Raw genomic sequence first — 19,742 nt, forward strand, 5'->3', positions numbered from 1 at the left:
CCTTATTTAACATAAAAAGCTGTCCGATCAATTCTGGTCTAAGCGTTATATGGGAACTGTACTGGTGATCACGCAGCAAATCCCTTTTGGACGAGGCAAATGAATACATATATAGTAAGAAGAGAATGTTTGGACTCAAAAGCAGGAGGATAGACAACCATTATGAATGAAATAAATAATGCTAAAACGATATTTTTCGATGTGGATGATACGTTATATGATCACTTGCAGCCGCTTCGTGGCGCGTTGCAGGACGTTCTCGGCCTGCCGGATGATTTCCCTTATGCTGAGGCCTATCACCGTTTTCGCTATTACAGTGACTGGCTGTCTGCACAAGAAGATCTATCCGCTGTACCAGAACCGGATGCAGTAGAGCGAATGCGCCGTCGGAGGTTTGAGTTGACGATGGAAGAGTTCGGACTCCCTCTACAATCAGGACAGGCTGAAAAACTGCAAGCACAGTATCTGAGCAGACAGTTCGAGATTGTACCTTTTGAAGGAGCGTATGAGTTAATCAGAAGGCTTCAGGCAGAAGGTCATACCGTTGGTCTAATTACCAATGGAGAAGGAGAGCATCAGCGGCGTAAGCTTAAAGCACTGGATGTGCTCAGTCTCGTGGACGAGCATATGGTCTTCATCTCCGGCACGACTGGTTATGCGAAGCCGGATCGCAGGTTGTTCGAATATGTGAGTAAGCAGTCCGGGGCAGATGCCCGTTCCAGCTATTACATCGGAGACTCGTGGCGTAATGATGTGGTAGGTGCAGTGGATGCAGGATGGACAGTCATCTGGTTCAACCATCGGGAGGCGCTGCCGGAATCCGATCATCAACCTCATTTTGTAGCATCCAGCTATGAAGAAATCAGTTCTATTCTGGCATTTGAACCTGTCCGAGTTTAAGGAGATTTATGTTTAAAGGAGCAGTCCTGTTACCGTTTTTAGGTGCATGTCTGCTTTTTTTATACAATAACTTCTAAGGGCATCAATAATGAGGTGTCTAACTCTTCGCTTTCGATTACAATTGCCATGAGTCCAGCTTCTGTTTTGGTTTCGTGCCATTCATCTTTATCCCAGAGTACGGCCTCGCCACAATGCACTTTGATGTATTCATTTGCTTCCCCTCTAACCCAACCCTCTCCACTTACTATTAAAAGGAGTTGAGGAACCACAGCTTGGTGATAACCTATGACCCCACCCTCAGCTAAATGCATACATCCGATATGAGCTGCTTTGTCTGTCTGCGTAATACGTGACATTACGAAATTAGAATCGAATTTGGTAATCTGCTTGCCTGACTCTTGTTTAAATTGAAATATCCTCATGTTAACCTCCGCAATAGTGACTAATTTAACTTCCTACAATGGTAACTGTCCTTATGATGGGTATCAGCCTATCTCACTAATTTATGAATAATCCAATCAGATGAGTCTATCATAGCTCCAATCGTTTAGGAACAATTTGCTTACATTCATCATTTTGTTAATTGTCTGTTCCAACGATTCTATGAAGCTGTACTTCATGGAATCTTCATTTACAAGACAGTGCATAAGCCTTCCCAAACCGTATACACGGTGTTATAATTAAAACAAGATTTAGATTAAGTCTAAATTAAAAGAGGCCAACCAAAGCAATCCATCATAAAATCCAAATTCTATTATTTATATTCGAGAGGGGATAAATTCCATGAGCACAATCCAAACTAGAAACAACACTTTTGCTAACAACGCCACAGCGCTTCAAGAGGTCCTGAACCGTCAGATCGCAGGCTGGTCCGTACTTTACACGAAACTGCATAACTTCCACTGGTATGTCCAAGGACCTCATTTCTTCACACTGCATGCCAAATTCGAAGAGCTGTACAACTTGGCTACGGCGAATATGGATGAAGTTGCAGAACGTTTGCTGGCTATTGGTGGACGTCCGGTGGCTACGATGGCTGAACAGCTGCGTCTGTCTCCAATTGAAGAGGCACAAGGCCAGTTGCCTGCTGAGCGTATGGTAGAGTCGGTGGTTGCTGATCTACGCACGATGGTGGAAGTGATTCATCAAGGCATTCACGAAGCGGGAGAGGCAAGTGATAATGCAACGGAAGATATGCTGATTGGATTTACCGCTGCGCTGGATAAAGAGGTCTGGATGTTAAACGCATTTTTGGGCAAATAAGCAAAGTTACCCTTCATCCTGACAACGATATGTAGAGTCCGTGAACAAACTGTCCGTTCGCTTACAAATCCGGTGCGCTTGCCGTATAATGATGGCATCCAAGATGTACAGAATGGTGGAATGAATGATGCGGTCAGACCTGGAACAATTGCAGGAAGAAGCTGAACGGTTTATATATACATGTTATGCAGAGCTGGGTCATTCGCGTGAAGACGCGCAGGCCCGGCTTGTTGCCGTTATGGGCGAGATCGAAGTAACGGGTACCTATGTGCATACCACAGAGGAATTGGAGCAGGGTTGTAAAATGGCATGGCGGAACAGCAACCGCTGTATCGGGCGGCTGTTCTGGGATAAATTGCGGATCGTTGATGCGCGTCATGCCGATACGGCAGGAACGGCAGCGGAAGCTGTGATGAATCATATTCATGTGGCATCAAACGGAGGCAAAGTAATTCCGATGATTACTATCCTTCCACCGGATGGGCCGAATGGAGCTCCGGTACGTGTCTGGAATCATCAGCTGATCCGTTATGCAGGATATGAGACGGAGCAAGGTATTATTGGAGATCCTGCTTCGGTGGAACTGACCAAGGCGGCGATGTCACTTGGCTGGCAAGGGGCAGGTAGCCCTTATGATGTGCTACCGCTCATTATTCAGGCACAAGGACAAGCCCCAGAGTGGTATGTTGTGCCAGAAGAAGAGATTGTGGAAGTTCTTATCGAACACCCGGAGCGGGAAGAGATTGCGGAGCTTGGCATGCGCTGGTACGGTGTGCCGATGATTGCTGATATGCGACTGGAGATTGGCGGTATATCCTATCCAGCAGCACCGTTCAATGGTTGGTATATGGGTACCGAGATCGGCGCCCGTAACCTGGCGGATACGTTCCGGTATAATAAGCTGCCTGCGGTGGCGGAAGCGTTTGGATTGAATACGTCGAGTGAAACGACGCTGTGGAAGGATCGTGCGTTAGTTGAGCTGAATGTGGCTGTGCTGCATTCGTTCAAAAAAGCAGGTGTGAGCATTGTGGATCACCACACGGCGGCAACGCAATTTGCTATGTTTGAACAGCGGGAAGAGAAGGCTGGGCGAGAGCTGACCGGGGATTGGGTGTGGCTGATTCCGCCAGTATCTCCAGCGACAACGCATATTTTCCACAGTTCCTATCGTAATGAGATCGTGAAGCCGAACTTTTTCCGTCAGGATCAGGCGTATATCCTGAAAGATGGCGTGGCATCTGCCGCAGAGCTGCGAAGCAGCGAGCAGCAGAATGCACAGGTAGAGCATCCCCAGCCACAGGCAGGGGATTCACCAATGAAATGCCCGTTTGCACATTAAATTGTGCAGACGGGTTATTTTTTGTGATCATTTTTATCCAAAAGAAGGACTACCCCTCTTTCAATCGATATCGACTGCGCATCACGGCCTGAACTACAATGGCAGCAGCAATCAGCACTAGGTTGAACACGAACACAGAGTAGAGCGATCCAACCTCCATAAGTAGCGCTGCAACCAGCGGAGATACGATGGAGCCGATTTCGGCAGCAGAGACAATTTTGCCTATAACAGAGCTTCGGCTCTCGTCTGGTATGTGATCACCAATATGAGCAAAGAATGAATCCATATAACATGCACCGCCAACCCCGCCAATCAGCATGCCAACGTAGACCCATAGATGGGAGGATGTGTTTAGAAATACAACGACTTCGATTCCGATTAGGAACATACCAAGCATACAGAGTAACAGACGATCGCCCAATCGATCAGAGAGATAGCCAACAAAGGGAGCAGCAGCAAGCGTAGAGATCCCGGATACGGTGAAGGCGAGACTGGTTGCAAAGGGGTCCCAATGCATGATGTGAGCTGCATACAGTGCGAAATAGGTGAGAAACACGGCGTAGGCGCTCATCTCCAGAAAATGAACCGTACCGTAGCCGAGAAGCTGTTGAAGTCGGGTAAGCCCTGTAGTTGGGCCAGATATTGTTGATTCGGGAGCTTGGTTGGATAGGGAGGTATCCATAGCTTGTGTATGCAGTTCAGCAGATGTTGGTGAAGGTAGAGGAGGGGGGTCATCCGTGGAGAGCACGGAGTGTGCTGAGTTGACCAGAGGTTCTTGTGTCGACTTCATCCCCATCGCAGCGACCACGGCCATCAGACAACATACCGTGACGAGCAGAAAAGGCACTGACAGTGGCCAATGCAATGCGAGCCAGCCACTTATCACCGGACCGAGCACCATGCCGCCACCTTCACTACTACTGATATATCCATTGTACAGGCCACGGTTATCTACATTGCCCCCATCCCCAATGATGGAACGAACGACCACGGTAAGACCAGTGGAAGCCAGCCCTTGGAGCAGTCGGAGCAGACCGAATAATACGGCAGCAGAAGATAATGCGAATCCACCCATACAGACCGCGAGTAGTAACAGCATGAGGATGAGCGCCTTTTTCCCTCCGAGCTTTCTATAAATTGCCGCTGCTGGAATGCCCCCAAGGACTTTACCCACATAAAAGAGTGCAAAAATAACCCCCATCATCCAGCCAGACAGGCCGAATTCTTCAATAAACAAAGGAAACAGGGGCAGGATCATGAATCCGCCCATCTGACTTAGGAAACAAATCGTCATCAGCAAAGGCAGGTTACGACGAATATCCAAGAGCCAAGACTCCTCTCACACATAAAATGGAATCCCAAACGTGCTTCATTTCCCAAAGGAATGCGTAGATATCGACATATACCCGTAATGTATGCAGAATTTTTGAAAATAAGAAGAAATCACACGCGGCGTTTACATCAAAACCATTGCGGATATACCTGAATCATATATAATAGATGGGTTATCTATAAGGATGCATGAACGAAAGTGTACAGAATGAAGAGGTACCTCAAGTATAAGGGGGCGATGTGAAGCATGTCAGAACAACAACCGATTATCCGCTTCGAAGCGGTGACTCAGCAATACGATCAGGATGAAGCCGTATTGAAGGCAGTCAGCTTTGAGATTGAGCGGGGTAAATTTTATACGCTTCTTGGCCCATCGGGCTGCGGAAAAACAACGATATTGCGGCTGATTGCCGGTTTTGCGGAGCCGACACAGGGCAGTATTTATTTTAACGGTGCGCTTATCAACCGGGTGCCTGCTCACCAACGGCAGGTGAACACCGTATTTCAGGATTACGCGTTATTTCCACATTTGAATGTATTTGAGAACGTAGCTTTTGGTTTGCGGATCAAAAAGATGAAAACGGCTGAAATTCGCAGCAAAGTGTTGGAAGCCCTCAAATTCGTCAATCTGTCCGGTTATGAGAATCGTGAAATTGGCGAAATGTCCGGCGGACAACGACAACGTGTTGCCATTGCACGCGCCATTGTGAACGAACCTGAAATTCTGCTGCTGGACGAGCCGCTCTCGGCACTCGATCTGAAGCTGCGGACCGAAATGCAGTATGAATTACGGGAGCTGCAACAGCGGTTGGGCATCACGTTTATCTTTGTTACGCATGATCAGGAAGAGGCCTTGGCGATGTCCGACGAGATCTTTGTCCTGAATGGCGGCGTGATTCAACAGAGTGGTACACCGAATGATATCTATGATGAGCCAATTAACCGCTTTGTGGCAGACTTTATTGGGGAATCGAACATTGTGTCGGGCAAAATGAAGCAGGACTTTGTGGTGGAATTCGCTGGCGCACAGCACGAGTGTGTCGATCAGGGTCTCCAGCCGGACGAGCCGGTAGAGATTGTCATTCGTCCAGAGGATCTTGAGATTACAACTGAAGAACAAGGCAAGCTGAAGGTTAATGTGGATTCCCAGTTATTCCGCGGAGTGCATTACGAGATATCTACGTACGACGATGCTGGCAATGAGTGGCTTGTTCACTCCACCAAGAAAGCCGTTGTCGGCGCGCGGATAGGGCTCTATTTTGACCCGGAAGCTGTGCACGTCATGCGCTTTAACGAGACCGAGGAAGAGTTCGACAAACGACTCGAAGCCTACCAAGAGGCCGCTCATGCAGACTAAGGCCAGCACACGCAATGCGTATCTGATTCCATATGTATTATGGATGGTGTTGTTCGTTGTGGCGCCGGTTCTGCTGGTCATCTATTATTCATTCTTCGATGTGGAGGGTAACTTCACGTTTGGCAACTACGCCCGCTTCTTTACGCCGGTGTACTTGCAGATGACGCTCAGTTCGTTCTGGTATGCATTTCTGATTACGGCGTTCTCGCTGCTTATCTCGTATCCAACGGCGTATATGCTGACCCGGACGAAGCACAAGCAGCTGTGGTTGCTGCTGATCATTCTGCCAAGCTGGATCAATCTTTTGTTAAAAGCGTACGCCTTTATCGGCTTGTTCGGAACGTACGGTCTGACCAACTCCCTGCTTGAAGTCGTGGGTATTGGCACACAGCAAATTTTGTTCACCGATTTCAGTTTTATCTTTGTCTCGGTGTACATCTTCATTCCATTCATGATCCTGCCGATCTTCAATGCGCTGGAAGAGATGAATCCATCATTGATCTACGCGGCGCGGGATCTGGGGGCCTCATCGTGGCTGACCTTCCGCCGGGTTATTTTTCCACTGACGATTAGCGGGGTGAAATCAGGCTGTCAGGCTGTATTTATTCCAGCACTGTCTCTGTTCATGATTACCCGACTTATTGCGGGGAACCGTGTAATTACGCTGGGAACAGCGATTGAACAGCATTTTCTCGTCACCCAGGACTGGGGGATGGGTTCAACGATTGCCGTCTTTTTGATTATTGCGATGGCGATTATTATGTTCCTGACTGGATCAGGCAAGAAGGAGGTGCGTAATGGGAAGAAACGGAAAGCTGTCTAACGTCTATCTAGCCGTTGTATTCGCCATATTGTACGCACCGATTGCGTATCTGATCTTCTACTCCTTCAACAGCGGCGGTCACATGCGCAGCTTCGAAGGATTCACACTTGAATGGTACAGAGAGGTGTTCGCCGATACTCGGCTACTCATCATTGTGCTGAATACATTTATCATTGCGCTCCTGTCATCAGCGATCTCAACGATCCTTGGTGTTGCAGGAGCACTGGCGATCTACCATGTGCGTCGCAAACGGACCAAGAACACGCTGCTGTCACTCAATAACGTGCTCATCGTGAGTCCCGATGTCATCATTGGTGCATCGTTCCTGATCCTGTTTACCATGATTGGTATCAAACTGGGCTTCACTTCGGTCCTGCTGTCTCATATCGCATTCAGTGTACCGATCGTTGTGATCATGGTACTGCCGAAGCTGCAGGAAATGAGCCCAACACTGATGGATGCGGCGCGCGATCTGGGCGCTGGTTCATGGCAGATTCTGACGCGTGTGGTGTTGCCATACGTGAAACCGGGTATTTTTGCCGGATTCTTCATGGCCTTGACGTACTCGCTCGATGATTTTGCGGTAACATTTTTTGTTACGGGTAATGGATACTCCACACTCTCGGTAGAGATATACTCCAGGGCAAGGCAGGGTGTTTCGTTGTCCATCAACGCGCTGTCTACCCTGTTATTCCTGCTCACGGTGCTGCTGGTCGTCGGATATTACTTCATTAACCGCCGTGCAACACGGATACCACCCGGAGGAAAGGGGCTGCGTCCATGAAGCAACTGGTACGGACATTTGCAATTGTATTCGTGGCTGCCTTTGCCCTGATGATCCTGGCTTCGTATCTGAACAAGAGTCAGGGGTATTCTGGCGGTAACACGCTGACCATCTATAACTGGGGCGATTATATCGACCCGGATCTGCTGAAGGAGTTTGAGGACGAGACCGGAATTAAGGTTATTTATCAGACGTTTGACTCCAATGAAGCGATGCTGACCAAGATTGAGCAGGGGGGAACCACATTTGATGTGGCGATTCCTTCCGAATATGCGATTAGCAAAATGAAAGAAGAAGACCTGCTCGTTCCACTCGATCATAGCAAATTAACTCATCTGGACAACATTGATCCACGGTTTATGGACTTGTCCTTTGATGAAGGCAACAAGTACTCCATCCCTTATTTCTGGGGAACGGTGGGGGTTGTGTACAATCCGGAACTTGTGGATGGGTTGACATTTGATAGCTGGAATGACCTGTGGGACCCGCGTCTGAAAAACCAAATCCTGCTCCTTGACGGTGCACGCGAAGTCATTGGGATGGGATTGAACAGTCTCGGCTATTCTCTGAACGATACCAACGAAGACCACCTGCAAGAGGCTCTGAAAAAGCTGTCTACCCTGACGCCGAACGTCAGAGCGATTGTCGGAGACGAGATCAAGATGCTGCTTGCGAATGAGGAAGCTGCAGTTGGACTTGTGTGGTCCGGGGATGCATCGGAGATTATGGATGAGAACGATAAGCTGGATTACATGGTGCCGGAAGAAGGCTCGAACCTCTGGTTCGACAACATGGTTATTCCGAAGACAGCGAGTAATATTGAAGGGGCACACCAGTTTATCAACTTCATGCTGGACCCTGATCATGCCGCTCGTAATGCCGAGTATGTCGGGTATTCCACCCCAAACGCCGAGGCGCTTAAACTGCTGCCAGAGGATATCTCGGAGGATGAACGCTTCTATCCGGACGAGACACTGACAGGTAAGCTGGAGGTCTACGATAATCTGGGCAAAAAAATGCTCTCGCATTATAACGACCTGTTCCTGGAGTTTAAAATGCACAGCAAATAAGAGGTAACAGTATCTGATAACGATCCACCGTGGCTTACTAAGTAGAGTCAATAGCGTGTGAACAGTTTCTTAGATTATGAAAAAAACAAAAAGGGGTGCTGCTCGTCATTCAAGTGAAATGACGAGCAGCACCCCTTTTTTATTACCTACTTCAGAGCAATAGCGCTTGAAGTGCCATATAAGATGAACATTAAAGATTACACGTTAACGGAGGGGACAGAAAAAACTGAAGAAGCGAAGCGCTCGCCTTTATCCCCGGATTTTCCCATTTTAGAGGGGATTCAAAAAATCCGGGGATAACAGCGATCAGAAGTTGTTCTGTCACCGCAGTGACTCAGTTAATCGCACCTGTTCATCTTATATAATTGCCACTACATGCGCTTTTTGCGACCTACCATGATCCACGCCCCACCCATAATCAGCACAATCGCCACAAACGGTTGGATAAAGCTCAAGCTGCTCAGCATCGTGCCAATCGACATTACGGCGAAGAACAACAGCGATATCACCGTTAGAATGTTGATGGGGATCAGCAACCATTTGTTTCGACCACCGAACCAGTACAATTCGAATAAACCAACAGCTACAGCCAGAATGAAGCCCGGCCACATCGTACCCCAGTTGTTAAACAGCATCGCGATCTGACAGACAATACCGACAGTGAGCAGCAAGCCACCGGGAACCAGCAGTCCAACCCCTCTGCCAATCATGGAGAAGTACAGCCAGTGGAAGAACAGTCCCAGTGGAATCACGAATAACGTGGGCCAGAAGGTCGCAAAGATCGTACCCGGACCGAGTGAACCTCCCTGGTTCAGAATCAGGTACACGCCCAGCAAAATGAGAACAGGCGCTAGGATCGTACGTTTAGCCATAATATCTCTCCTTCTCAATCAAACATTAATTTCCGAACGGTTGTATGTAGAGCAATACTTTCGTTACTCACAGCATACCATGAACTGGAAAAGTCTATCCTCCGTCTTTGGAGTTAAAGTGAACCTAGACCAAAGTCTAGGTACGTAAATTTGAGAAACGATACTCCTTAGATGAGCGAGTAGTTGAACATGCTGAAAACCCACTCTGTTGAAGAGTGGGTTCTGTCTTTCTTTTTATCAAAAGAGAAGCTCGTTATTTCACTACGTCCGAATGTTTCTTGCCCCAGCTGTTCACGCCGTCATCCTCAATAATGGAGATGGCTGCGTCCGCGATGTCGGGGTTCGTCATCAACTTCTCCTGAATACGGAACTTGATGTCATCTGCATCAGCCAGGCTGAGTCCTTTGGTCAGTTCAATCAGACCTTCGACATGATAATAACGGCCTTCCTGAATGATACGCATCATCTGAATATCAGCAACGTGTGTGTCTGCGAGAATAGTCTGGGACACTTTGTCCTCAATATCCTGTGGAGCGGCTACCCCGATCAATCCGATCATATTATCGTAACCAACCCGGAAGGCTACAGCGATCATCAGACATCCAATAATCGTTGTCACAATGCCGTCGAGCAATGCAAAATTGGTCAAGGCAATGACTACGACGGAGATTAGCGCAAGCAGGGCACCGAGTACAGCGACAACATCTTCGTAGAATACGAGACGGGTTGGCGGTGCAGCCCGGCCTACATTTTTGATGGCAGCAGGTACCAGGGCAAATCCGGCGGCTTTGGGTGCGCGTGCTTCTTTGAGAATTTCCTTCATGGCTTTGATCAGAATGGCCCCGTCGATCAGAATGTTCAAGATGAGCACACCAATGTTAATCCAGAGCCCCCCGGAATGACCGGCAGGATGTTGGAGCAGGTGAATCCCCTCATGAATCGTCTCATAGGCCATAATTGTCACGACAATAACGGCGATCATGCAGAAAATGTTAATGACCCGTCCGAATCCGGTCGGGAAGCGGCGTGTAGGTTTTTTCTCGGACAACACACTTCCGACAAATACAAAACCTTGGTTAATGGCATCAGCGAGTGAATGCATCGCCGAAGCGAACATGGCGCCACTGCCACTGAATAGGAAGGCTCCCCCTTTGCACACAGCAAGAACAGCATTACCTGCCATCGCTACGGCGGAGGATGTGTTTCCTTTTTTGACGAGAGACATAAAGCTCTCAGACTTCGGTTGTTCAGCCACTTCGGTTGTTCCTCCCAGATCAATGTATTAGGTGTAGAAAAGGCAGTTTATCTATATAGCATGTGCATTTCCACTAAATGTTATTATAACCGCTTTGACATATCCCAGCATTATGCAAAAAAGGTCATATCATCATGCTATTCATGTGATCCATAGGGAGTAGGCTGGTTCCAGCTTGGACACGTTACACTTCTTCAGTACTCGATGGCCTCAATGGCACGTAAATTCCGGTTGGATTGTTCCAAAAGCTCCGTAAACGTCCCGGCGACATAATATACGAAATCCGGATCATGCACGTACATAATAATCTGCCCAACCGTTCCTTGCTCTGTCGGATCAAAATCGAACATCAGATACAGTGAGCCACCTCCAAGCATGCCAAACGTAATCCATTTCTTTTGAAAAAGGTAGGGCTTGATTCGGGGATCAATCTCATGGATCTCTTCTTCGGTAAAATAGTCATCCATGCGGTTCTCCACCAGCGTGGACTGTTCCTTTTGAATCTTTTCCAGGGATAACAGGTAAAATGGCTCGGATTCTCGTCCTTCCTCTAGGCTTGGATACAAGACATGAAAGCCATAACCACTCCCATTTTTACGTTTATAGAAAGCACGAAAATCAGCAGGTAATTGAATACCGTGCTCACGCTCGAATGCGTCAAGCTGCTCATCCGTCACGCCATCAAACTCGCGATAAGCCTCCAAGAGCTCCCGGTTTTCCTCATCCTGTACCTTTTCCTCCAGCAAAACATCCAGTTCATCCATCAATTCATATATACGTTGTTCTGACATCCAGTTCCCCTCCATATGAGCTATTCAGATAATAAGGTGAGTGATATGCGAGCAATCTGTGCCTGATTTTCACCTCATATTATAGTTATAATCCGAAAAATCACACAAGAATCTAGAGTCTTGTCTTACGTACTACAATGGTCTCATTATTTAAACCAAACAACAAATAAAGCGTGGGTTACAGGGGCAATCCCTGTAACCCACGCTAATTATTTATCTGCTTTATAAATGAAACTAATCTTTTACATAGTCCTCTTTATTCAAACTTCCAACAGGACAGACTAAGGTTGCCATACTGATAGGCTTTGAACAGGAGCGATGCTCGCTTGTTCTGATCACCTGCGCCCATGGCAAGCAACAGCGGTACAAAATGCTCCGGCGTAGGCACGGCAGCTTGAGCTGAAGGTGCCAGTTTATCATAGGAGAAGAGAGACGCCGTATCCCAACTCACCAGCTTGTCATGCAGCCAGTTGTCGAACTCTGATGCCCACGGGTCAACGCCATTACTTTCCCAGTTCAATCGACGTAGATTGTGGACGGTTCCTCCGCTGCCAATCACGAGAATGTCTTGCTCACGCAAAGAAGCGAGTGCCTGTCCGACCTGATATTGCTGCTCACCAGTCAGATAGCGATTCACCGACAAGGCAACTACGGGAATATCCGCATCCGGATAGAGCAGGCGCAGAACGACCCAGGCGCCGTGATCCAGGCCACGAACATCATCCGTCTGTACCGGAATCCCAGCTTCCGCAAATAGACGCTCCACCTCGGCTGTGGTCTCTGCCTGTCCTTGAGCCGGGTACTTGATCTGATACAGCTCGGGCTGGAAACCGCCGAAATCATAGATGGTCTCGTAATTGGCTACCGAAGATACAAGCTGAGTTGTGGATTCCCAGTGAGCAGAGAACAATACGATTGCTTTGGGTTTCGGCAGTTCCTGTCCGAGTTTCTGCAAAAATTCGGTGTACACATTCTCCTCCAGTGCCAGTGATGGCGCACCGTGAGCAATAAACAGGGATGGCATCATTATGAATTCAGTCCTTTCGGGTCTTCGGTAGTCAGATTTGCATCCGTCCGAAGCCATTGTTGGAATTGTTGATATAGATCGGGGGTCACTTGGTGCCCACCGTTGTAAGGAACATATGTGACGTGTTTCGTAAGTTGACGGAAGAAATCGGCGTTATCTTCGCCCAGCTGAAGCGGGAATAGATGGTCTTGATCTCCATGGGAGATGAACACAGACAGCTCCGAATCGGGTTGCAGCTTGTACTCGTCTTTCACAAATTGCGGGATGTATCCACTCATGGCTACTATACCTTTAATGGCATCTCCCATGATTAGCGATAAAGTCATGGCCATAATAGCACCTTTGCTGAATCCGGCGATATAACGCCGCGTGGGATCAATCGCATATTTGGCAGACAGATCAACAATCAACTGTTGCAGTCCCAGTACGGAGGCATCATATAATTCGCGGATGGGATTGCCGATGCTTTTAATCTGAAAATAAGCATAACCACTACCCTGAACGATAGGCCCACGGATGGCAACAATAATAAAATCAGACTGTAGCGGCTCCATCAAACGAAGCATATCCTGCTCATCCGATCCCATGCCATGTAAGGCAAAGATTACAGGGTAACGTTGATCTGCATTGTAATGGGACGGTAAGCGGACTTCATGTATATAAGGAGAATTCATTGAAAACACCACCTGATGAGGATTGAGTTACAACTATCGTTCTGACAATAAAGTTACAATAAAAGTTCACCAATATGAAATAAATATTCTTATTTATGAACAAAATTTATCATGGTTTCATTGTAGGGTCAATACTTTTTTTGTATGATGAATATATGTTCTTTATAAGAAACCCTGAATAGTTTTGAAAGAAGTGACGCTGTGCGTGGTTCATATCTTATTCCCGAGGACGTGATCAGGATGTTAAAGCGTATCGTGCCTATTTTGAGAATATTTGATGAAAATAAAGCTAGAGAGTTTTACCTTGAATACCTGGGTTTCCAATTGGATTGGGAACATCGATTTGAGCAAGATATGCCCTTATATATGCAGGTTTCGCTCGATTCCATCGTGATTCATCTATCCGAACATCATGGAGATTGTACACCTGGAGCTGCCTTGCGCGTGGAAACAGATAACTTGGATACATTCCATGGTGCACTTCGTCAGAAAGAGTACAAACATGCGAGACCCGGTATAGAGGAGACCCCTTGGCAATCAAGAGAAATGACCGTGACAGATCCGTTTGGTAATCGGATTATATTTGTTGAGGCAAGCGCCGAATAGATAACCTGAAGAAGCGACGCGGACGACTGGTGTCTTAAATTGATTAATAGAAGGGGAGGGACGCGATATGGATATCGGCTTGGCTATTCGTACGATCCGCAAACAGAAACAGATTACGATCATGCAGATGTGCGAGGGCACGGGGTTGTCCAAAGGTTTTATCAGCAACGTGGAAAACAACAAAACGTCACCTTCCATCGCTACGCTTGAAAGTATTGCGGATTATCTGGAAGTGCCACTTCCCTATTTGTTGCTGACACCGGAGCAACGGATGAACGTGGTGCGCAAGAACGAGCGCAAGGAAACGACAGCAGGAAGTGGACAGATCAAAGTGCAGCAGCTTACCGCCAAAGGTGCAATGCGCATGTCCATTGTGGAGTTACCGCCAGGTGCATCGACTGGGGTTAGCAAACATGCCGGGGAGGAAAGTCATCTGGTGTTGCAGGGCAAAATTCGTGCGGAGCAATGCGAAGATGTGGAAGTTCTTGAAGCGGGTGATTCGTTCACCTGGAATGCAGTTGTGCCCCATGAAGTGACTAACATTGGTGAGGAGCCTGCGGTGGTGCTCATTGCGGTGTCCAAAGAATTAGGTTTGGATCATTTATAGAATAAAAAAAGGACGGCTCCCAAGTCATGAACATGCGAACATGCATACATGTACAATGGGAAACGTCCTTTTATATTTCTAACGAACAATAAGGTGAGAGAGGTTCGTTAGAAAAGACAGAGGGAGACTCTGTCTATTGTGGATTGGTCGTCCAGATGCCTGCTGCTTTGACGAAGACACGGTCCGACAGCTTGAGTGTTGCGAGTGCAAGTTCAGCTACATCTTCCGCTTGCATCATGCGATCTTCGTCGCCAATTTTCAGTCCGGCATTGGTCGCAAGCTCCGTATTGACTGTGCTTGGTGTCAGCGCCGTTACACGAATGTTGGACTTACGCACTTCCTGCATCAGGGATTCGGTCATGCCGAGTAGCGCAAACTTGGATGCACAGTAAGCTGAACCTGTAGCGAATCCGCGCTCACCTGCAGTGGAAGCGATATTGATGATGCTACCGCTACTTTCCTTGATCATGCTTGGAAGGACAGCGCGTGTAACGTAGTATGTACCCATTACATTGACATGCAGGATGCGTTCCCACTCTTCTGGGTCCATATCCAACAATGTGCCGAAGCTTGCGATACCTGCATTGTTGATCAGGATATCCACTGCGCCGAGTTCCATCTCAATGGCTGCTACAGCGGCTTCCGCCTGTGTGCGATCCGAGATGTCTGCTACAGCACTGGTTACTTTCACGCCGTATTCTTGACTAAGTGATTGTTGAAGAGCCTGAAGATCTGAAGCGGTACGTGCAATAAGTCCAAGGTGCACACCTTCTTTGGCAAGTGCTTCAGCGATGGCACGGCCGATACCTTTTCCGGCACCTGTGATGATAGCTGTTTTATTTTTAAGTTCCATGTGGGTAATTCCTCCTTAGAAATGGACTAGGGCGTGTCTAAAAACTCCGAAGGAAGCAGATTTTGCTGAATTTTCGTTCCAAGCAAGGAAGTTTTCTGCAGGCGTGCCGGGGCACGTCAAGGGAAAGTGACGCAGCATGGGGCGAAAAGGCGGTAAAAGATGCACTTCAGCGAGTTTTGAGACACGTCCTAGCACTCAATTATACTATTATTACCCACAGTTCGGAAATTGGCTTCATCACTATTTGGTAATCTCGATGCTGCCAGAAGAAGTACGGGCCTTGATCACTTCCCGGCTCACCATTGGAGATTCAGGCACATCTATACTTCCGGAAGTAGCCTTAGCATCATAGATTCCGTCAAAATCAGGTGCAGCTTGAATGAAAATATCTCCAGATGTTCCGGATGCATTGATTGGCGCAGAATGGGACTGTTCAATATGAATGCTACCCGAGGTGAATTGAACATCGGCCGCACCATTCAATTCAGTGATCTCAATATCTCCTGATTTAATCTCACTGTTTACTTGACCGACTATCTGATCAGCAGTGAAGCTTCCGGATGTCTGTTTCACGGTCATATCTCCATCAATCATGGAAGCGTTAATGTCACCCGAAGTTAGAGCCAATTCAATATTGGGTACCTTGATATTTTCCAGACGAATGGAACCTGAGGTATTATTCAGCTCAAGCTGATTGGCATTCAGACCTGTCAGATCCCAGTCACTTGAAGAAGAATCCAGCTTAACCTCATTTAACTGGTGTCCTTCAGGCAGGGCAACCGTTATTGTGGAGTCTTGATCATTCCAATACAGGGTAAAAAATTGCAATCGATCACGTTCTGTCTGAGACAGTTGGAATGTGCCGTTGGATAAGGTGGCTTGTTCGAAGCTTTTGACTACGGCAGGGTCCCATTTGCCATCCACTTCGATATAACCATTTGAATCCGGGCTTACGACAAATTCAATATCCGCACTGAAACTCGCATTCATGACAATGTTCTGTAATTCATCTGCTTTGAAATCCCATCGTTTGGAGTAATGCTCTCGTTCATCTCCAAACTGAACCCCATAGATGGATGTCCCAAGCAAACCTATTCCAATACATATCACGGCCAAAGCAAGCCATTTCTTGGTACTCATGCGGAAATATCCCCTTTCATCGTGTTTTTATTCCATCTAATATATTGAAGAGTGACCCTTTTGAAGGCTTTAAAAACGTACTTGGATGCAATGGCAAAACAAATGCCGACACCGAAAGCGCCAATCGCAACGAAGATCTCTGCTTTATCGAGTTGGCTCAGGAATACGAAATCCACAACCGCTGCCACAGGAGCCAATACCAGCAAGGAAAGGCTGGCAATAACAAGCCATACCGACCACATCATGAGACCAAGAGGAATGCCAAGAATCAGATTCAGGAATAACAGGCCGATGGCTGTGAAGAAGTTGCGAGTGGCTCTGGTGCTGTTTCTGGGTGACCGCATTTCGCGATACGTCGGTGCATAGAATGCATCTGAACCCGGCGTATGAATGTCATAACGATCACCAAGTGCTTCCTTGGCGATCTCTTCCGGGTGTCCGAGTTCCCGAGCAATCTCTTCTTCCAGTCTGCCTTCTCGTAGTCCAAGCTCGAAATGTTGATCATAGTCGGCGAGCAACTCAGCCCGTTCGAATGGGTCCATCGGCCGTAGATGAACTTCCATGGCTTTCATAAATTGTTGTCTATTCATTAGGGGTTCCTTCCTCAATCAGATTTGCGACATTGCGCACAAAATCATTCCACTCTGTAGTCAGTGCCGTCATGTAGATGCGACCTGTATCGGACAGTCGGTAATACTTGCGCGGCGGTCCTTCAGTTGATTCTTGCAGGTAGGTGGTGCAGTAACCGTCATTAACAAGTCGGCGAAGCAAGGGATACAGTGCACCTTCAGCAACTTCAATATGTTTGGAGACCGCCTGAGCCAGTTCGTAGCCATAACGATCCTGGCGGTTAATCAATACCAGGACGCACAGCTCCAATACTCCTTTTTTGAACTGGATGTTCACATTCACACAGGTTCCTCCTTCGTAGCTTCATTTATCGCTAGTATATATTGTTCAGTAGTAGTGGAATCATCATAGCATTCAGTACTGTTTAATGCAAGGTAGTGATTTTAGTATAGTTCCGTATCACAATTGATCGATAATCTATTCGTTTGATGCTGATCCGGAGCTGAAGCCGTCCGTATAACTATAATTCAGCATACGCAAAAACCGGATCGGTTACTTCCGTCTGGAGGCGGATTCCGATCCGGTCTGAGAGATGAACTTTTGGTTCTTCGGTTTACAGATTAATCGCTACACGTCGGTTACTCTTGTGCGTCGAGAACTTTAAGGTCTTCCACAGCAGGCCCCTCAATGACATGGCCTGCATAATCGAAGCGGGAACCATGGCATGGACAATCCCATGACCGCTCGCCTTCATTCCATTCCACTTCGCACCCCAGATGGGTGCAGGTGGTATCCACCAGAAACAGTTTGCCACTGGTGTCCTTGTAAGCGCCAGCCCGTTTGCCGTTATGACGAACGACAGCTCCTTCATCTTCGCCAATATCACTAACGTTTTTGTGCACAATGCCTACTTTACCGGAGATTAATTCCTTAGCTACATTCACATTTTCCACAATAAAATGCTTCATGCCAGGATCGGCTTTGAATCTTGCTGGATCGAATACAGCGGCATGAGGATTATCACGACCGGTGATACGATCCGCGAGAATATGACCTGCCATCGTGCCAGTCGTCATCCCCCATTTGGCAAACCCGGTCGCCACATAGACACGTTCATGTCTTCCGGTAATCGGTCCAATGTACGGCACCTTGTCAATGGAGATCAGATCCTGGGCTGACCAGCGAAAAGGAATGTTGCGAATGCCAAATGTCTCCGCTGCGAACTGCTCGAGGCGTTCATAATGACCGAAGGTGCAGATGCCTTGTCCGGTTTTGTGATTTTCGCCGCCGAAGAGGATAAGTTCCTTTCCGTCATGTAAGACGGTACGCAGGGAGCGGTACGGTGTATCGTCCGAAATGTACATGCCACCTGCATACGGTTTTTCCGGTTCGACTAATACGGCGTAGGATCGTTCTGCGTGTAACCGAGTGAAATAAAATCCGGGATCATAGACGGGGAAATGAGAAGCTACGACAACATGTTCCGCTGTTACGGATGGGCCATCTCCATAAGTTCTGACATGCAGTGAAGCATCTTCCTCTACATCCGTAACAGTCGTATGCTCGTAGATCTGTACCCCTTGTTTTACGGCTGAATCGAGTAAGTAGTGAAGATAGGCCAGCGGATCAAATCGTGCCTGACCCGGCATACGAATACCTGCTCTGGCGGGAACCGGAATGGGGAGGGGATCAACCCACTCACCAGGAATATGGAGTTTGCCATAGGCGGTCAGCTCAATCTCCAGTTTTTTGATGTTTTCCTCCGATTGAATATAGACGTAGGCATCTTCCTCTGCCCACTGGCAATCAATCTGTTTTTCCTTCACCAAATTACGCATCCACTTCGCGGCATCGGCATTGCCTTCATAGTACATCCGAGCCTGTTCTTGTCCGAAATGATGCATAATTTCATCGAATATGACACCATGCTGTGCAGATACCTTGGCGGTGGTATGGCCGGTCGTGCCATCCAACACTTTTCCAGCCTCCAGCACGACCACACGCATACCCGTCTGTGCGAGCAGATAGGCTGTAGTAATCCCGGCAATACCGGCACCAATGATCGCCACATCGGCAGTAATATCTTCGGTCAGTTTCGGATAAGCATCGAATTCATGCGTCGCACGCCACAATGATTCCGGAACGGGGGGCAGATCCGTCTTGGGCTGCTGATTGTCACTCATTTTTCTTCCTCCTTAATCATCTTCAATCTATTAAATGGGATGTTGTTCAGCGCACGTCGTTGTACTCTTATTCATGATTGCCAGACTGTGCCAGGAAAAAACGGTACTGTTGAGATTTTGCAGAGGGGATGTTCACAATTTCCTGCGCAGAACCTCTGTTTTTTTTGCTAAACATGCTTTATGATAGGATTACCGAAACCGTTTTAGGTTTAAGAGTGAAAATGAAGTTACACAGCAATAAATGCTTGTTTTAAAAGGAATAATTTATCTATTAGTAGAACGAATTTATTCGAAAA

Annotated in this window: 21 protein-coding genes; 9 read left to right on the forward strand and 12 right to left on the reverse strand. The window is 47.5% G+C overall.

Translation table 11 applies throughout. The features are described from left to right. Window positions 1–162 precede the first annotated feature (162 nt). A complete protein-coding gene (locus tag PAHA3_RS22140) occupies window positions 163–900 on the forward strand; it encodes an HAD family hydrolase (protein ID WP_062836826.1) in 738 nt (245 codons plus the stop codon). Window positions 901–959: 59 nt separating this feature from the next. On the opposite strand, the gene PAHA3_RS22145 is transcribed toward PAHA3_RS22140, so the two are convergent. Beyond that, complete coding sequence (locus tag PAHA3_RS22145) at window positions 960–1,322, reverse strand: hypothetical protein (RefSeq protein WP_062836827.1); 363 nt, start codon at window positions 1,320–1,322, stop codon at window positions 960–962. Window positions 1,323–1,683: 361 nt separating this feature from the next. Between PAHA3_RS22145 and PAHA3_RS22150 the strand changes: the two genes are divergently transcribed. Further along, a complete protein-coding gene (locus tag PAHA3_RS22150) occupies window positions 1,684–2,163 on the forward strand; it encodes a Dps family protein (RefSeq protein ID WP_201028106.1) in 480 nt (159 codons plus the stop codon). Between the two features lie 127 nt (window positions 2,164–2,290). Next, window positions 2,291–3,502, forward strand: coding sequence for a nitric oxide synthase oxygenase (locus tag PAHA3_RS22155; protein ID WP_062836828.1), 1,212 nt, complete (start codon window positions 2,291–2,293; stop codon window positions 3,500–3,502). A 49-nt stretch (window positions 3,503–3,551) separates the two neighbouring features. On the opposite strand, the gene PAHA3_RS22160 is transcribed toward PAHA3_RS22155, so the two are convergent. Continuing rightward, entirely contained in the window at window positions 3,552–4,826 is a 1,275-nt protein-coding gene (locus tag PAHA3_RS22160; RefSeq protein ID WP_062836829.1) for an MFS transporter, read from the reverse strand. 255 nt (window positions 4,827–5,081) lie between these two features. Here PAHA3_RS22160 and PAHA3_RS22165 point away from each other — a divergent pair, with 255 nt between their 5' ends. Genes PAHA3_RS22165 through PAHA3_RS22180 form a run of 4 tightly spaced genes read left to right on the forward strand, consistent with a single transcriptional unit; the run spans window position 5,082 to window position 8,868 of the window. Further along, complete coding sequence (locus PAHA3_RS22165; RefSeq protein ID WP_062836830.1) at window positions 5,082–6,191, forward strand: ABC transporter ATP-binding protein; 1,110 nt, start codon at window positions 5,082–5,084, stop codon at window positions 6,189–6,191. Continuing rightward, window positions 6,181–7,014 carry an ABC transporter permease gene (locus PAHA3_RS22170; protein WP_017691799.1) on the forward strand — a complete coding sequence of 278 codons (834 nt, stop codon included), beginning with the start codon at window positions 6,181–6,183 and terminating at the stop codon, window positions 7,012–7,014. Before PAHA3_RS22165 ends, PAHA3_RS22170 begins: the two co-directional genes overlap by 11 nt. Beyond that, window positions 6,989–7,798 (forward strand): ABC transporter permease, encoded by an 810-nt coding sequence (locus tag PAHA3_RS22175; protein WP_062836831.1) that lies wholly within the window; start codon window positions 6,989–6,991, stop codon window positions 7,796–7,798. Before PAHA3_RS22170 ends, PAHA3_RS22175 begins: the two co-directional genes overlap by 26 nt. Next, window positions 7,795–8,868, forward strand: coding sequence for an ABC transporter substrate-binding protein (locus tag PAHA3_RS22180; RefSeq protein ID WP_062836832.1), 1,074 nt, complete (start codon window positions 7,795–7,797; stop codon window positions 8,866–8,868). The genes PAHA3_RS22175 and PAHA3_RS22180 overlap by 4 nt, the downstream gene beginning before the upstream one ends. A 371-nt stretch (window positions 8,869–9,239) precedes the next feature. Here the strand turns inward: PAHA3_RS22180 and PAHA3_RS22185 are convergent, their stop codons facing one another. From PAHA3_RS22185 to PAHA3_RS22205, 5 genes are all read right to left on the reverse strand, one after another. Continuing rightward, the gene (locus PAHA3_RS22185) at window positions 9,240–9,740 is read right to left on the reverse strand and encodes a hypothetical protein (protein ID WP_017691802.1); all 501 of its coding nucleotides are present in this window, start codon (window positions 9,738–9,740) and stop codon (window positions 9,240–9,242) included. Between the two features lie 253 nt (window positions 9,741–9,993). Next, window positions 9,994–10,995: a cation diffusion facilitator family transporter gene (locus PAHA3_RS22190; RefSeq protein WP_153028275.1), complete on the reverse strand. Its 1,002-nt coding sequence runs from the start codon at window positions 10,993–10,995 to the stop codon at window positions 9,994–9,996. A 194-nt stretch (window positions 10,996–11,189) separates the two neighbouring features. Next, window positions 11,190–11,786, reverse strand: coding sequence for an SMI1/KNR4 family protein (locus PAHA3_RS22195; protein WP_062836833.1), 597 nt, complete (start codon window positions 11,784–11,786; stop codon window positions 11,190–11,192). 256 nt (window positions 11,787–12,042) lie between these two features. After that, window positions 12,043–12,813 (reverse strand): DODA-type extradiol aromatic ring-opening family dioxygenase, encoded by a 771-nt coding sequence (locus tag PAHA3_RS22200; RefSeq protein ID WP_062836834.1) that lies wholly within the window; start codon window positions 12,811–12,813, stop codon window positions 12,043–12,045. Continuing rightward, window positions 12,813–13,487, reverse strand: coding sequence for an alpha/beta hydrolase (locus PAHA3_RS22205; RefSeq protein WP_062836835.1), 675 nt, complete (start codon window positions 13,485–13,487; stop codon window positions 12,813–12,815). The genes PAHA3_RS22200 and PAHA3_RS22205 overlap by 1 nt, the downstream gene beginning before the upstream one ends. 240 nt (window positions 13,488–13,727) lie before the next feature. On the opposite strand from PAHA3_RS22205, the gene PAHA3_RS22210 reads away from it, so the two are divergent. Further along, on the forward strand, window positions 13,728–14,093 hold the full coding sequence (locus tag PAHA3_RS22210; RefSeq protein ID WP_062836836.1) for a glyoxalase superfamily protein: 366 nt from the start codon (window positions 13,728–13,730) through the stop codon (window positions 14,091–14,093). Window positions 14,094–14,160: 67 nt separating this feature from the next. Continuing rightward, complete coding sequence (locus PAHA3_RS22215; protein WP_062836837.1) at window positions 14,161–14,700, forward strand: helix-turn-helix domain-containing protein; 540 nt, start codon at window positions 14,161–14,163, stop codon at window positions 14,698–14,700. 133 nt (window positions 14,701–14,833) lie between these two features. On the opposite strand, the gene PAHA3_RS22220 is transcribed toward PAHA3_RS22215, so the two are convergent. The 5 genes from PAHA3_RS22220 to PAHA3_RS22245 all read right to left on the reverse strand — a co-directional run bounded on the left by PAHA3_RS22220 (window position 14,834) and on the right by PAHA3_RS22245 (window position 19,446). After that, window positions 14,834–15,553, reverse strand: a complete 720-nt coding sequence (locus tag PAHA3_RS22220; RefSeq protein WP_062836838.1) for a 3-ketoacyl-ACP reductase — start codon at window positions 15,551–15,553, stop codon at window positions 14,834–14,836. A gap of 240 nt (window positions 15,554–15,793) precedes the next feature. After that, window positions 15,794–16,693, reverse strand: coding sequence for a DUF4097 family beta strand repeat-containing protein (locus tag PAHA3_RS22230; protein ID WP_062836840.1), 900 nt, complete (start codon window positions 16,691–16,693; stop codon window positions 15,794–15,796). Next, complete coding sequence (locus PAHA3_RS22235; protein WP_062836841.1) at window positions 16,690–17,283, reverse strand: HAAS signaling domain-containing protein; 594 nt, start codon at window positions 17,281–17,283, stop codon at window positions 16,690–16,692. The genes PAHA3_RS22230 and PAHA3_RS22235 overlap by 4 nt, the downstream gene beginning before the upstream one ends. Next, the gene (locus tag PAHA3_RS22240) at window positions 17,276–17,605 is read right to left on the reverse strand and encodes a PadR family transcriptional regulator (protein ID WP_062836842.1); all 330 of its coding nucleotides are present in this window, start codon (window positions 17,603–17,605) and stop codon (window positions 17,276–17,278) included. Before PAHA3_RS22240 ends, PAHA3_RS22235 begins: the two co-directional genes overlap by 8 nt. 296 nt (window positions 17,606–17,901) lie before the next feature. After that, complete coding sequence (locus PAHA3_RS22245; protein WP_062836843.1) at window positions 17,902–19,446, reverse strand: FAD-dependent oxidoreductase; 1,545 nt, start codon at window positions 19,444–19,446, stop codon at window positions 17,902–17,904. Between the last annotated feature and the right edge of the window lie 296 nt (window positions 19,447–19,742).

Origin of the sequence: Paenibacillus amylolyticus (assembly GCF_001570725.1) — a bacterium.
In the GTDB taxonomy this organism is placed as follows: domain Bacteria; phylum Bacillota; class Bacilli; order Paenibacillales; family Paenibacillaceae; genus Paenibacillus; species Paenibacillus amylolyticus_A.